The 13399-nt window shown below is 60.8% G+C and carries 12 protein-coding genes; 3 read left to right on the top strand and 9 right to left on the bottom strand.

Going from position 1 to position 13399, the window contains the following annotated elements:
* The first annotated feature begins 87 nt into the window (after positions 1-87).
* Both HZ994_08660 and HZ994_08655 read left to right on the top strand, forming a co-directional pair.
* Positions 88-951 carry a hypothetical protein gene (locus tag HZ994_08660; GenBank protein QTN32396.1) on the top strand — a complete coding sequence of 288 codons (864 nt, stop codon included), beginning with the start codon at positions 88-90 and terminating at the stop codon, positions 949-951.
* A gap of 419 nt (positions 952-1370) precedes the next feature.
* A complete protein-coding gene (locus tag HZ994_08655; protein ID QTN32395.1) occupies positions 1371-2042 on the top strand; it encodes a PEP-CTERM sorting domain-containing protein in 672 nt (223 codons plus the stop codon).
* 139 nt (positions 2043-2181) lie between these two features.
* On the opposite strand, the gene HZ994_08650 is transcribed toward HZ994_08655, so the two are convergent.
* The 9 genes from HZ994_08650 to HZ994_08610 all read right to left on the bottom strand — a co-directional run bounded on the left by HZ994_08650 (position 2182) and on the right by HZ994_08610 (position 11414).
* Positions 2182-2826: a response regulator transcription factor gene (locus HZ994_08650; GenBank protein ID QTN32394.1), complete on the bottom strand. Its 645-nt coding sequence runs from the start codon at positions 2824-2826 to the stop codon at positions 2182-2184.
* Positions 2823-4841, bottom strand: a complete 2019-nt coding sequence (locus tag HZ994_08645) for a hypothetical protein (protein ID QTN32393.1) — start codon at positions 4839-4841, stop codon at positions 2823-2825. The genes HZ994_08650 and HZ994_08645 overlap by 4 nt, the downstream gene beginning before the upstream one ends.
* A gap of 327 nt (positions 4842-5168) precedes the next feature.
* The gene (locus HZ994_08640; GenBank protein QTN32392.1) at positions 5169-6449 is read right to left on the bottom strand and encodes a class I SAM-dependent methyltransferase; all 1281 of its coding nucleotides are present in this window, start codon (positions 6447-6449) and stop codon (positions 5169-5171) included.
* A 25-nt stretch (positions 6450-6474) separates the two neighbouring features.
* Positions 6475-7224, bottom strand: a complete 750-nt coding sequence (locus HZ994_08635) for a DUF1365 domain-containing protein (GenBank protein ID QTN32391.1) — start codon at positions 7222-7224, stop codon at positions 6475-6477.
* The gene (locus HZ994_08630; GenBank protein ID QTN32390.1) at positions 7221-8477 is read right to left on the bottom strand and encodes an FAD-dependent oxidoreductase; all 1257 of its coding nucleotides are present in this window, start codon (positions 8475-8477) and stop codon (positions 7221-7223) included. Before HZ994_08630 ends, HZ994_08635 begins: the two co-directional genes overlap by 4 nt.
* 120 nt (positions 8478-8597) lie before the next feature.
* Positions 8598-9554 carry an acyl-CoA desaturase gene (locus tag HZ994_08625; protein QTN32389.1) on the bottom strand — a complete coding sequence of 319 codons (957 nt, stop codon included), beginning with the start codon at positions 9552-9554 and terminating at the stop codon, positions 8598-8600.
* Between the two features lie 12 nt (positions 9555-9566).
* Positions 9567-10157 (bottom strand): nuclear transport factor 2 family protein, encoded by a 591-nt coding sequence (locus HZ994_08620; GenBank protein QTN32388.1) that lies wholly within the window; start codon positions 10155-10157, stop codon positions 9567-9569.
* Positions 10158-10168: 11 nt separating this feature from the next.
* Entirely contained in the window at positions 10169-10588 is a 420-nt protein-coding gene (locus tag HZ994_08615) for a DoxX family protein (GenBank protein ID QTN32387.1), read from the bottom strand.
* A gap of 4 nt (positions 10589-10592) precedes the next feature.
* Positions 10593-11414, bottom strand: coding sequence for an alpha/beta hydrolase (locus HZ994_08610; protein ID QTN32386.1), 822 nt, complete (start codon positions 11412-11414; stop codon positions 10593-10595).
* Between the two features lie 158 nt (positions 11415-11572).
* On the opposite strand from HZ994_08610, the gene HZ994_08605 reads away from it, so the two are divergent.
* Entirely contained in the window at positions 11573-13387 is a 1815-nt protein-coding gene (locus HZ994_08605; GenBank protein QTN32385.1) for a hypothetical protein, read from the top strand.
* The last annotated feature ends 12 nt before the right edge of the window (positions 13388-13399 follow it).

The following is a 13399-nucleotide window of genomic DNA, read 5'->3' as shown; positions in this document are numbered from 1 at the left end:
ATTTGTGGGACTATACGGTCTCATATTCTGACGGTTAGACCATTTCTAGCGTGCAGAACGATGAGCACCCTCGAATCCCCACCCACCATGAAATTCACCACATTCTCCAAACTCTCCGGGCTAGCGATCCTATCCACGGCGGCATCCCTCCATGCGGCAGTCATTACCCAGACTGTCAGCAACCAGGACTGGGACAATGCGATCTGGGGTTCTCCGGCGGCTCTCCCAACGGCGGGAAATGACTACGTCACTCTCGGAGCGGGCACCATTCTCCGCATGAACAACGATTTGGCCGGCAGCAACTCCACGTTCGCGGGCGACAGTCTCACGGTTTCACCCGGGGCTCGGGTGCTGCTGAAAAACATCAACAGTTCCAGCACCATCAATGGAGACATCATCATGCAGGGCGCGTTGATGGATCACGGTGCGAATGGGCCTGGTTCCGCCACGCTCAATGCCACCAACCTCGTGGTGAGCGGCAACAATGAATTCGCCCTCGGCTTAACCAACATCTTCAACATCAACGCGACTCTGACGGGCAGCGGTAATTTGTTTTTCGCCGAGCGGGACAACAATGAGAACACCAACCGTGTTTCCATCTCCGGCATATCGGCCTACACCGGCACCATCACGGTCGGAGACACCCCCAATTCCTATGCCGCCCTCAACGCTGATTTCGGCCTTACGATTGATTTCGGCGTGAACTACCACTTCCAAGACACCTTCACGCTGCTCAACAGTTCGATCCTGCAGGTCAACAACGGCCAGACCCTGACCTTCAACGAAGGCGACCTGCTCGATGGTATCACCGCCATCGGTCCCGGCACCTACACCGCAAATACCTTGGGTTCCAGCTTCAGCGGCAACGGATCCATCGTGGTGATCCCCGAACCCTCCGCAGCCTTGCTGGGAGCTTTCGGCGCCCTGGTCCTGCTCCTTCGCCGCCGCTGACACCCTCGAACGGTTTTTGTTTTCCATTTCTCCAAGGATCCCATGCAGGATCACTGCCGGACGCGGTAATCTCTGGCTCTGGTATCCGCCCGCCCAACAGGATCTTGTGATGAAAAATAAATTCCGCTGCATCTTGTCGACGTCAGTCCGGAATCGACCGGCGGCTTGACCTAGACCTTCCCGGATCCGCTCCACGTGCGGAGATTCGCGCGGCTGGAGGCGAACGGGCCGGTGACGATCCTCCCACGCCGGTGCCAGACGGAAGGGAAGTGAATTTTAGTCGATTGGCCATATTGCAAAGCCCGGATACTTGGGGAAAATCGACCGCGATAAAAACACGGTTTTCCACCATTCAAGATGGCTCGTTTCAAGAAAGAGATCACCGATCCTCACGATCAAATCAACACCCCATACTGACTATGAAATCAAAGAAAAATCGCTCCATCGCCGCCATCATCGGCTGCCTCGTGATCGCGTCTGGCGCCGCAAATGCGGCTGTGGTCGTCGACTTTGGGAATTCCCCTAGTACGACGCAGCTCACTCAGGTCAACCCGGCTGCATCCATCAACGTAACGGGCATCGGGGAGTCCACTTCCTACACATCCGGCACGTTCACCACCACCGGCGGGCCGATCACCTTCGACCTCGGGATTACTGCCAGTAGCACTATTCAGGGTCAAAATCTTGGCTTCGGTGTCAACGGAGGCTCTGCATCGGTGGGAGTGGACAACAATGTCAACGGCAGCGCCCTCGAATCGATGACCTTCACCATCAGCAACTTCTCCGGTCTGGGTGTTGGCGAAACACTTGAAATTACGAGCATTTCCATCCTTTTTGCGGATACGAATGAGTCATACACCATCAATGGCGGTAGTAGCACGTTGTTCGCCGTTAGCGCATCAACCGGTTCTCAAGCCATCGATGTTACCGGAACTGGAACCACACTGGCATTCGGTGCAGGCACCTCCGGCGACACGCGATTCGCCATCGACGGTATCACGGTCTCCGTGATTGCGATTCCCGAGCCATCGACCTCGCTAATCGCCCTCGCCGGAGTCGGACTGCTGGCCTTCCGCCGCCGCCGCGCCTGAGCGCGAGACCTCCGCCGCTGCCTTTCAATTTCTGCACCTAGCGCATGACCTCGAAGGCCTCGGGGACTTGAATCGAGTCGGCCTCGCCCCGGCCCTTGCGGGCCGAGGGATCCGCCGTGTCCACGAGTGCCCTTGCTCGTCAGATCAAGCCCTTCCGAATCGCCGCGGCGACGGCTGCGGCGACGTTCGGCACTTGGAGCTTCTCGTAGATGTTTGACGTGTACAGGGCCACCGCGCTGTAGCTGATGCCCAGTTGCTGCGCGACCTCCTTCTTCACATAGCCCATCGCCATGAGTTCGAGCACCTGCCGCTCGCGTTCACTCAGTGGGCTGTTTTCAGCGCTCTCCCGGTCGCGAAACGCCTTCAGCACCAAACGCGACAGTTGGGGATCGATCACGCTGCCACCGTCCCGGACTTCGCGGATGGAGCGCCGCAGGTCCGCGACCGGGGTGTCTTTGAGAATGTATCCAACCACACCCAACTGGATTGCCTCGAGCACCGATCGGTAATCGTCGTTCTGGGTCAGCACCATGATGCCGGCCTCCGGCACCCGCTCCCGTAGCATCGGGACTAGTGAGAGTCCCCCCTGGTCGGGAAGTTTCAAGTCGAGTAGGACGATGTCCAAGCCAGCCGGAGGGTCACTTGCGAAGGTTTCCCTGCACTCCCCGGCGCTCGAATAGCTTGCGATGCAGTGCATGTCTTCGGTGGCCTCCAGAATCTCGAGAAGCGAGCGTGCGTAGGTTGAGTTATCCTCCACGATGACGATGCCGATGCTTTGGTTCATGTTTTCCGGTATTGTTTGAATTGAAGCCGGATCCGCGTGCCCTCCCTGGGCCGGCTGTCGATCTCCAACCTTCCCCGCAGCATGGCCGCGCGTTCCTCGAGGTGCCGGCACGACGTTGTATCCTTGGGCATGCCGCGTCCATTATCCGCCACCTCGAGTTCCAGCCTCGTGCCCTGCCGTTGTGTCGAGACGGTGACTGCCTTCGCCCCGGCGTGCTTGATCACATTGTTAAGTGCCTCCTTATAGAACAGAAGCAGGTTCCACTTCGTCACTGGGTCGAGCGCGTTGAAGCTGCGCGTGTCGTTCAGGGAAAAGGTCGCGGGAATCGTTCCCAGGATCTGGTCGGCCACCCGGGTGAATTGCTCGGCGATGTCGTGGTCGTGGTTCTCCCCCTCGATGAAGCGGATGAAATGCTTGGTCTCTCGCGAGGTGAAGCGGGCGCTCTCCACGAGGTTGCCGAGAAGGCGTGCCTGGGTGGGGCTCGGCCTCTCGATGCTCTCGGCAATAAGTTCGGCGGTGTGTGCCATGCTGCTGAGGTTGGCCCCGATCTCGTCGTGAAGGTCGCAGGCGATGCGCTCCCGCATCCGGCCGGCGCGCCGGCGGGCCGCCACCCGGATCAGCCAGACCAGTTGAAGCAGGATCGCGATCAAGCCGATCGCCAGCAGCAGCAGTGTTCGGAACCGGCGCTCTTCGCGGAGCTGGGCGGTGTCGAGATCCGTGCGCAGGTTCACCAGCGCCAGCTCCAGTTCCGTCCGCCGCTTGAACTTGTCCAGCCATTCTCGCAGCGGGAGGATCTTTCCTTCGTTGCTTCGCCCGTCGGTCAGGTTCTTCGCCCCTCTCTGGTCGATATCGGCAACGTTCCAGGCACGAACCTTTGCACCCCGGGAAACAATTTCACCATTGTCGAAAATCTCGATCTCGCTCAGAGCGATGCGGGACTTGCGTGCCGGGGGGCGGCTGATGAAATCGGGAAATCCTCCGGCAAGGTTGAACCGCAGGTAGCGGCCCTCGGAGGGCTTGGCCCGGTGCATGAAAGGCCCCGCCCCCGGCCGGTAGATAAGATCGAGTCCCTTGAAGTCGCGACCGTTGTAGATCACCTCGGCCTCGGAAAAATCAGGCGTGAGGGACGATTGAATGCGGATCCTGGACGGAAAGCCGATGCCGCTCGCCGGCGGGTAGTTGTGCTGGATGTCATGCACGACCGGCCACAGGTGGAATTCATCGATCCGGCGGAGCTCACCAAGGTCGAGATCCAGTTGCAAATCCTCGAGGCCGTGCCCGATGATGTTGTTCTCCGGATCCTCGAGATCGTGGAAGAGGGGGGAAAACAGGCTGAATCCGTCAGTCAGGAACCGGGTGGACCACATGAAGCCGAATTCATTGGAAGAGGACGCCTTCACCGCGGCGTTCAAGGCCACGTTCCGACTGCCGGCAAATGCGTAAAGCTCACTGAAGGAGACGACCCGCGAAGTCCGCCACCAGGTGGCGTTGGGTGCGGGTTCGGTGACCGTGATACGCAGGCCGGCGGTCGGCACACCGCCGGGACAGCTGAAAAACTGCGGATCCAGTCCCGGTTTCGGGAAATCCTTCCCGCGGAAATCGGCAAGGACCTCGGTGTGCCCGTCCGGCAAAACGCGCTCGATCATGAACCGGATCGGGAAGCCCCACGATTGCATCTCGTTTCGCTGGTCGGTGATCGAACTGGGCATGAGGGCCACCAGTTCGATGGCCTCGGGTACCGGGAAGGTGACCTCGATCACCACCGGAAGCTCGGGTTCGGAATGCTGTTCGGAGCTGTAGCCCAGGCTCCACGGGCTGGTGTTGATCGGAAACACGGGGAGCGAGGCCAGCTCCGCCTCGACCTTCCCAATCTCCCTGCGGATGGGAGCGGTCAGCGACGGCAGCAGCGGTGAACCCGTGACCATTGCCGGCACCAATACGAGGCAACACGCAGTGAGCCGCACCCAACGCCCCCGCGCAGTGCCGGAGCGCCGGGCCGCCTGGTCCGAAAGCATGAATCCTCCAAGCATACCAATTCTTGCGCCCGAGCGTACCGAACACGGATTCCACTGTCCAGAGAAGAGAGGTATTTGGTCGATTGACGATATTCTCCTGGCTGAGCTATGTCCGGCATGATCGCGATGTGGGAGACGACCCGGCGGAGAAAAAATCGATCCGTCGGCAGTGTCTTTCACCCCAAACCAAAGGCGCAAAACCATGCGAGCTCTAGCGAGTCATTCACTTTCGCGAAGCCAGCATGTTTGGACTGAAGAATGAAGTCAAAGGTCACAAAGGGGCGCGGAGACGAGCGACGTTCTGATTTTGGGATTATTTCTTGGAACCTAAATTTTCAAATTGTTCGGCCGCGTGTAGACCGCCTGGACGACGGAGATGTTGCGGGTGGCGAAGCCGGCTTCGCAGTATTTCAGGTAGTAGTTCCAGGTGCGGATGAAGGGTTCGTCGAAGCCGAGGGGGCGGATCTGGTCGAGCTTGGCGTTGAAGGTTTCGTGCCAGGTGGAAAGGGTGCGGGCGTAGTCGAGGCCGAGGTCTTCGAGGTGGTGGAGGAACATGTTGCCGGTCTTGTTGATGGCTTCGTTGACACGCCCGACGGAGAGCAGGAGCGATCCGGGGAAGATGACCTTCTGGATCCAATCGACGCCTTTGGTGAGCGATTGGTATCGGTTGTCCGGGACGGTGATATACTGGACTCCCAGCAGTCCGTGGGGGGTGAGGACTTCCTGGCATTTCGCGAAGAAGGATTCGTGGAATTTGTGGCCGACGGCTTCGAGCATCTCGATGGATGCGATCTTGTCGAATTTCCCGGTGATGTGGCGGTAGTCCTGGATGCGGATCTCGACGAGATCGGAGAGGCCGGCCTTTTCGATGCGGGCGCGGGCGTAGGCGGCCTGGGCTTCGGAGATGGTGACGGCGGTGACCTTGCAGCCGTAGTGTTTCGCGGCGTGGTGGGAGAATCCGCCCCAGCCGCAGCCGATCTCCAGGACGTGGTCTGTGGGCTTGAGTTTCAGTTTGCGGCAGAGGGCGTCGTATTTCTCCGTCTGTGCCTCGGCGAGGGTTTTGGTCTCAGGGGTGAACTTCGCGGAGGAGTAGGTCATCGTTTCATCGAGCCAGAGGGAGTAGAATTCGTTTCCGAGGTCGTAGTGCTCCGCGATGTTGCGGCGGGAGGTTTCGACGGTGTTGGAGCGCTTGAGGTGGCGGAACCAGTTGACGACCTTCAGGAGGTTCACGCCGGGAAGCGTGGAGGAATCGGTGTCGTCGCCCTGGATGGAAATCATGTTCAGGGCAAAGAACGAGATCACGGCGGCGATGTCCGGGGTGTCCCAGATGCCGTCGGTGTAGGCCTCGCCCATGCCGATGTTGCCGTAGAAGGTGGCGCGTTTGAAAAATTCGGTGGGGTCGTTGAGAATGATGCGGGCGGTGATGGGCGCCCCCTCCTCGCCGAAGTGGAGGCTGCGACCGTCCGGGTAGCTGAGCGAGAGGCCGCCTTGTGTGAATTTTCCGAAGAGTGAGAGAACGATGCGCTCGGGGAAGGTGGCCGGGTTGGGCTTGGATTTCTGAACCGCCAAGTCGCTAAGTTCGCCAAGTGCTGGGGATGTTGTGTTCATGGGAGGCTTGGATTGTGGCTGCGTGCTAAAGCCCACGGCCCGTGATCGGCGTGGATTTCGGGAAGTGGGGGATTTTCTTCAGGAAGAGGAAGAGGGCGTGGAGGTGGATGCGGAAGATGATGGAGAGCGAGATGAGGGGATACTTCACCGCAAAAAGAGCGAGACGTGGGGTGGTGATGTCGCGGCGGTCGCCGGTGATGGAGGAGAGGAGGGTGGGCTTGCCGTCGGTGAGATTGTTGATGGAAACGTGCCACTTATCGCCGGGCTGGGCGATGCGGAAATGGAAGGCGTCGTTGGGATCGGAGAAGGGGGAGACGTAGAAATCCTTGGCGATGAGGCGGTCGAATTTCCCTTCCGTGTCCGGCACGCCGAGGGGATAAAGTTTCATCTCCCGGTAGGTGTTGGTGACCTCGGCGACGGCGGAGATGGGCTCGCCGGATCTACTGTGGATATAGTAGAAAGATACCGGGTTGAAGGCGTAGCCGAGGACGCGGGGGAAGGTGAGGAGGGTGATGCGGGCGTCTGCGGGGACATCGGTTCCGTTTTCCGCGAGCCATGCGGTGAGGTTGTCGCGTGTGGATTTTTCCGGATCGGTGTGGATGTGGTCGCGGTCGTCTATGGAGAACAGGTTGAAGCGGTTTCTGGAGAGGAGGGGAAGTTTCGGGAAGTCATCGAGGTCGATGGCGAGCATGAAGACGCGGTAGGTGAAGGCGTGTTTCTTCGGGGAGATGCGGGTGTGGTTCACGCGGCATTCGTAGAGAAAGGGGGCGCTCATGACCAAGGGTCCCGGTTGAGGATGTCTTCACAGAGGCGGTGTGCGGACCAGATGCCGTCCTCATGGAAGCCGTAGCGCTGCCATGCGCCGCAGTAGTGGCGGCGGGTGGTGCGGGCCGCTTCGTGGAGTTGGGGGATGCGCGATTGGGATGTGATGGCGTCTGTGGTGAAGAGGGGGTGCTCGTAGTTGAGTTCGTGGATGATACTGGAGGGATCGAGGCCATCGGGCGGGTTGATGGAGACGAAGTAGTTTTGTTTTTCGGAGACGCCCTGGAGGCTGTTCATCCAGTAGTGGGTGGAGTGTTTTCCGCCACCGGAGATGTGGTAGTTCCATGATGCCCATGCACGGCGGGTGCGGGGCATGAAGCGGGGGTCGGTGTGGACTACGGCGCGGTTCGGCTGGTAGTGGAAATTCCCGAGTATGTCTTTCTCCAGCGCGGTGGGATCGGAGAGGAGGGTGAGGGATTGGTCGCCGTGGGAGGCGAAGATGACCCGGTCGAAGCCATGGCTGCTGCCATCGGCGAGGGTGAGGCGGGTGCCGGTGACAGATGCCACGGCGTTGCCTTTCACGATGCGGTCGGCGAAAGGGGCGGTGATGGTTTTCACATACTCGCGGGAGCCGCCGGAGACGGTGCGCCAGGGGTGCTGGGTGTCGAGGCCGAGGAAGCCGTGGTTGTGCCAGAAGCGCATAAGGGTGCGGGCGGGGAAGGTATCGATGCGTTCCGGCGGCGAAGACCAGACGGCGGCGGCCATGGGGGAGAGATACCATTTCAGCATGTCATCGCCGTAGCCGCGCTTCGCGACGTATTCGGCGAGGGGCATGTCGCCGAATTGGGGGTTGGCGAGTTCCTCGACGGTTTCCTTGTTGAAGCGGTTGATCTGGAGGAGCATTTTCCAGAAGCGGGGGCGGATCAGGTTCTTGCGCTGGGAGAAAAGGAGGTTGAGCGATCCGCCGTTGAGTTCGATGCCGTCCTTTACGTGCTGGACGGAGAAGGACATCGCGGTCGGCTTGGTATCGACGGAAAGCTCCTTGAAGAGCCGGGTGAGGTGCGGGTAGGTGACCTCGTTGTAGACCATGAAGCCGGTATCGAGCGGCAGCATCCGGCCGTCTTCCTCAACCTCGACGGTGTTTGAGTGGCCGCCGATGCGGTTGTCCTTCTCGAAGAGGGTGAGGTCGGACTCTTCTTTCAGGAAATGGGCGCAGGCGAGGCCGGAGATGCCGGTGCCGATGATGGCTGTTTTCGGGCGGGGCAAGAAGGTTGGAGGTTATTTGTTGAATGCGATTGGGAAGATTTTTTAACCACGGAGGGCACTGAGTTCACAGAGGAAGATATCACTCAAATTCTTGCCTCTGTGTTCTCTGCGTCTCTGTGGTTAGGATTTCGATCTTAGGGATTTCGCCTCCTCCATGACGGCCTGAGGGACGGGGCGGAGATCCCAGACGAGGCGGAATTTTTCCAGGATGCGGAGGATGTAGTAGGTGGGGTCGATCTCATGGGGGAGGAAGCCCTGGCGGGTGGAGTGGGGGAAGCGGTGGTGGTTGTTGTGCCACCCCTCGCCGAGGGTGATGAGGGCGAGGAAGAAGTTGTTGCGCGAGTCGTCCTCGGTATCGAACTTCCGTTTTCCCCAGACATGGGCGAGTGAGTTGATGAACAGGGTGCCGTGGAGCAGTACGGTGGTGGAGATGAAGAAAGTCCAGACGAAGAACTGCCACATGGTGGTGCCGAGCGATGGGGCGAAGGTTTCCAGCGCCCAGCCGATGGCGAGCATGACGATGCCGAAGGCGATGGGCACGACCTGGTCGTAGCGGTTGAGCCAGACGAGCTCGGGGAATTTAACGAGGTCGGGGATGGCCTTGTAGTTGGTGGGGAAATTGCGTTTCGAGGTGAGCCAGCCGATGTGGGACCAGAGGAAACCGGAGATTCGAGGCGAGTGGATGTCCTCCTCCTCGTCGGAGTGCTTGTGGTGGTGTCGGTGGGTGGCCGCCCACCAAAGCGAGCCGCGCTGCATCGAGGTGTTTCCCAAAACGGCGAGGAGAAACTGGAACGTCCGCGAGGTCTTGTAGCTGCGGTGAGAGAAATACCGGTGGTAGAAACCGGTGATCGCGAACATGCGGATGAAATAGAGCGCGACCGCCGCGATGACCGGCACCGGGCTGGTGCCCACCCAGAACACCGCAAGACAGCCGATGTGGAGGAAGATGAAAGGCACGGTGCGCTGCCAATCGACCTTGTCGGGAAGTGTGGATGGATCGGGCGAACCGGGGGCGCGGTAGTCGGAGTCCCACCAGTTTCCGATGAGAGTTGTGAAAGCGCGGATGCGTGGGGTCATGGCTGCGGGCGGTTACTTTTCAAAGCGGCGGCGTATGGTTTCGATCACGCCGCCGAGGACGGGGATCTGGCCGTAGATGTTCATGCCGGAATCCCAGAAGTCCTGGTGCATCGTGACCTTGCCCTCGGCGTTTAGGCGGACGTGGGAAACGCCGACGGACTCCACCGGTTTCCCACCGTTGAGCTTCGGTGCGGAGAACACCATCGTCCAGCGGACGTAGTGCTCCGCGCCGTTGCTGGCGATGTCGTCGATGGTGACCTGGTAGGAGGTCATCGTATCGGCGGTGTTGTGGAAATACGCCATGATTTCCTCCGGCCCGTGGTGTGTGACGAGGGTGTCGTTGAGGTAGGCGTCCTCCGCATAGACCTTGGCGGTGTTTTCCCGGACATAGTCCTTGTCGCTGATATTCTGGAGGAAGGTGGTGAATGGCGCAAGGGAGCCGGTTGCGGAGGACTCCGCCCCGGTGGCGGCCAGGACGGACTTGTATTCTTTTGTCCTGGCGGCGGTGTCAGGGTATGGGGCGCAGGCGGGGATCAGGATCAGGACTGCAAGGAGGGCAAGCAGGATGAGCGGCAGGGTCTGGAGGACGATTTTATAGGACATGAACGATGGTATCACTTATTGCGGAAGATGCGAGCGGGCATCAGCCCCCTGAGGTATGCGGGCAGGCCGGGGCATGAAAAGACCACCCATGCGATGAAAAGCAACTGGAAAGGCAGCCTCGCCCACAGCACCCAGCGCGGAATGTCCATGCCGGGCCAACCGTTGAGGGCGATGTGGATGTTCGCGGGGAAAATGGCGATGAGCAGGAGGATGAGCCCGATGCCCGCCGCATTCCTGAACTTTGGCAGCAGCAAGCCGACTCCGCCTGCGATCTCGGCCGCTCCGCTGATGAGATTGAGCGTTTCGTGAAACGGGAGCCAGGGCGGCATCATCGACAGGTAGGTCGCCGGATCGCGGAAATGGTTCGCCCCGGCCGCGATGAACGCAATGGCGAGCAGGATGCGGGACAAGGTGCGCGGGCAGGGTTTCATGGCATCAGAGATTCGCATCCAGGAATTCGGCGGCGCGGCGGATCGCGGCCGCAGGGAAAAGGTGCGCCATGATGTGGGAGCGGCCTTCGATCCAGTAAGTTTCGTGCGGCACCCCCTTGCGTTCAAGCGCGGCGATCAAGGCCTTGGGATGCTCCATGGGAACGAGATCGTCCGCCGTGCCGTGGTAGATGAAAACCGGCGGCCCGCCCCTTTCCACGTGCTCCACCGGGGAGGCGGCGCGGTAGAGCGCCTCGTTGCCCTTGACTGGCCCGCCGAGCAGCAGGCCGGTAAGGCGCCCGTCCGGCCAGAAGCGCAGGTCGGAGGGAGCCCCGCCGGCGACGATGGCCTTGATCCGGTTGGATTTGTCAAATCCGGCCAAGGCCGCGAGATGCCCGCCCGCCGAGTAGCCGAAGGTGGCGATGCGGCCCGGATCGATGTTGAGATCCGCAGCGTTTTCCCGCATGAAGCGCAGCGCCAGGCGGATGTCATCCGCCTGTGCGGGGAATTTCCACTCCGGGGTCAGGCGGTAGGTGGTGTTCATGACGAAGTAGCCGCGCTTCGCGAGTAGTCGGGCGATGCCAGCCATATCGGAGCGGCGTTCCCTGCCGTTCCAGCCGCCGCCATGGATCAGCAGCACGGCGGGCGCGGGTGCGGAGTCCGGGACATAAAGATCCGCCTCCAGCCGTTCGTGCCAGTCCTCCGGTGTGAATGCGATGTCCTTGCGTAGCGTGAACCTCGCAGCAGGCGCGGCCAGTGCGGAGGCCGCGCCTCCTGCCAGCGATGCGGTTGTGATGGTGAGGAGAGAGAGGAAACGTGAGCGAAGCATGATCGCCCCGAAGCTCCCATGTATCCCCGCAAAATCAAAATTTTCCTGTCACCGGCCGCCAATGTGACTGTCCGTGGATGGAAAACGGCGGCCTGCCTGCAATGTTGCCTTGCTCCCGGCGGTAGGAATGGCATCATCCCGGACGTATGGAACTTCCCATGAAAAGGCTTCTCATCCCTCTGTTGGCCGTGCTGCTGGCCTATGCCGGGCAGGCCGCGCCCTTCCCCATGCCGAAGGATGTTTGCCCTCCGTTCCACCGGGACAGGCTTCCCCTCGACACGGATTCCATGGTCAGCCTCTCCCGCGATCTCACAGCCCTCGCGCAGGCCGGGGATCCCGATTCCCCTCGGCTCCGGCGCGCCTCCGCCCAGACCCTCGCCCTCGCCCTCACCCTGGATCCGGCCAATTCCTCCGCCCGCAGCTGCCTGACAGACATCGCAAAAGGCCATTCCCGGAACGCACCCGACGATGGAAAACTCACCCGTGCGAAATCGCGGATCTGGGAAAGCTTCGATTGGCTCGCCTCTGCGGAGGCTGGCAAGGACGGGAACAGCTTCGCGGATCTGCTCGGCGATGCGGCCTCCGCACTCGATCCCGGGCATCCCACCGCCGTTTCCCTTCGCGATGCCGGGGAGCGCGGGAAATGGGACGGCTGGGTCGCGCCGCTTGCGTCTTTCGAGGAAAGGAAGCCTGTGATCCGCGAGCCCGCAGAGGAGGAAAAAGAGCCGGAAAACGAGACCACCCCAACCCTTGCCTCAAAGCTCCGGCCCTATGCCGCCAGCATCGGGGCGGTGCTATACGACTACGACGAGGGTGCCCGGAAATTCATACTCAGGCCTACGACCGTGAGCATGGAGGCAAGCGAGCGCGAGCATGAGGATTGGGACAATGGCCCGAGGTTGCGGCTTGATGTCACCTGTCGCGAGGGATTCGAGGACACCACAAGGGATAACGTATCGCGCCCCATCCAGATGGCGCTGGAGGGCATCCATGGCAGCCGCCTGCCCGCAGGCCGGGTGCGGATCCACACCGGCACCGCCCGAAATTACTCGAACACCCGCAACCAGGACGACATGACAGGCCCCGGCCTCATCCTTGCAAACGCCGCCATCACCGGCATTGCCCCGGAGGCAACCATCATCGCCAGGCTCGACGGGCCGGACAATCTCGCCCTGCCCTCGTATTTCTGGAGCAAGCTGGAGGCGCTCGTCGATGGCCCGGGCGGAAGGCTCATCGTGCCTAAGGGCGCGGAGGAATACCTGATGGCTGTCCTCGCCCTCGAGAAGCCAGAGTTTTTCCTCAAATACGAGGTGCTCGCCGCCTCCAGCCCGCAGGATGCCATCGCCCTCTGCGCCAAGGTTCCCGATGAAAACCAAGCTGCGATCCATGCGAGGTTCAAGGAGATCAGGGACAAGTCCGAATCCGGCGCACTCGGCTCCTATCTCGCGAACATCCACATCCGCAAGCGGCTCATGGATATCAGCGAGGCCGCGCCCTACCACCTTTCCGCCAAGCTGCTTGCCCTGCAGGGCTCCGGGGCGCGCCCGCGCATGTTGGACAAGAAAATCCTAGCTGCGGAAATCCTCCAGGCGATCGATCCCTTCCAGGAGTTCGTGGACATGAATTACGATGATATCAGCAGCAAGTCGGCCGGCGAGATGGACAGCGCCCAGGACAACGCGCGAACCCACCTGGATCGGCTGGAACGCTATACGGAGATCAGGGATCGCGAGCTCATAGGCCGCGCCAAGAGCCTTGCCTCGGAGCTGCGCTCCCTCTCACGGGTGATACGCGGGCGCGGTGAGGTCTGGGAAAAAATCGATCAGATTACCGAAGCCCACAGAACGTTCAAGGAAGCCAACGGAAAACTCCGCAAGGAGCTCTCGGAAATGACAGGGGATGCGCTGCCCGAGGATGAGGAGGCGATGGGAAGGGAAGGCGAACGGCGTCGCGAACGCTTCCGCAACCGCTAGCCAGGGCCGGCC

This window comes from Akkermansiaceae bacterium (genome assembly GCA_017798145.1).
Taxonomy (GTDB): domain Bacteria; phylum Verrucomicrobiota; class Verrucomicrobiia; order Verrucomicrobiales; family Akkermansiaceae; genus Luteolibacter.
The sequence above is the reverse complement of the archived record's forward strand: the minus strand, read 5'-3'. Positions and strand labels throughout refer to the sequence as shown.

Excerpts from the sequence above, each read along its gene's own strand:
- HZ994_08660 (QTN32396.1), top strand. The coding sequence starts at position 88 with ATGAAATTCACCACATTCTCCAAACTCTCCGGGCTAGCGATCCTATCC.
- HZ994_08655 (QTN32395.1), top strand. The coding sequence starts at position 1,371 with ATGAAATCAAAGAAAAATCGCTCCATCGCCGCCATCATCGGCTGCCTC.
- HZ994_08650 (QTN32394.1), bottom strand. The coding sequence starts at position 2,826 with ATGAACCAAAGCATCGGCATCGTCATCGTGGAGGATAACTCAACCTAC.
- HZ994_08645 (QTN32393.1), bottom strand. The coding sequence starts at position 4,841 with ATGCTTTCGGACCAGGCGGCCCGGCGCTCCGGCACTGCGCGGGGGCGT.
- HZ994_08640 (QTN32392.1), bottom strand. The coding sequence starts at position 6,449 with ATGAACACAACATCCCCAGCACTTGGCGAACTTAGCGACTTGGCGGTT.
- HZ994_08635 (QTN32391.1), bottom strand. The coding sequence starts at position 7,224 with ATGAGCGCCCCCTTTCTCTACGAATGCCGCGTGAACCACACCCGCATC.
- HZ994_08625 (QTN32389.1), bottom strand. The coding sequence starts at position 9,554 with ATGACCCCACGCATCCGCGCTTTCACAACTCTCATCGGAAACTGGTGG.
- HZ994_08620 (QTN32388.1), bottom strand. The coding sequence starts at position 10,157 with ATGTCCTATAAAATCGTCCTCCAGACCCTGCCGCTCATCCTGCTTGCC.
- HZ994_08615 (QTN32387.1), bottom strand. The coding sequence starts at position 10,588 with ATGAAACCCTGCCCGCGCACCTTGTCCCGCATCCTGCTCGCCATTGCG.
- HZ994_08610 (QTN32386.1), bottom strand. The coding sequence starts at position 11,414 with ATGCTTCGCTCACGTTTCCTCTCTCTCCTCACCATCACAACCGCATCG.
- HZ994_08605 (QTN32385.1), top strand. The coding sequence starts at position 11,573 with ATGAAAAGGCTTCTCATCCCTCTGTTGGCCGTGCTGCTGGCCTATGCC.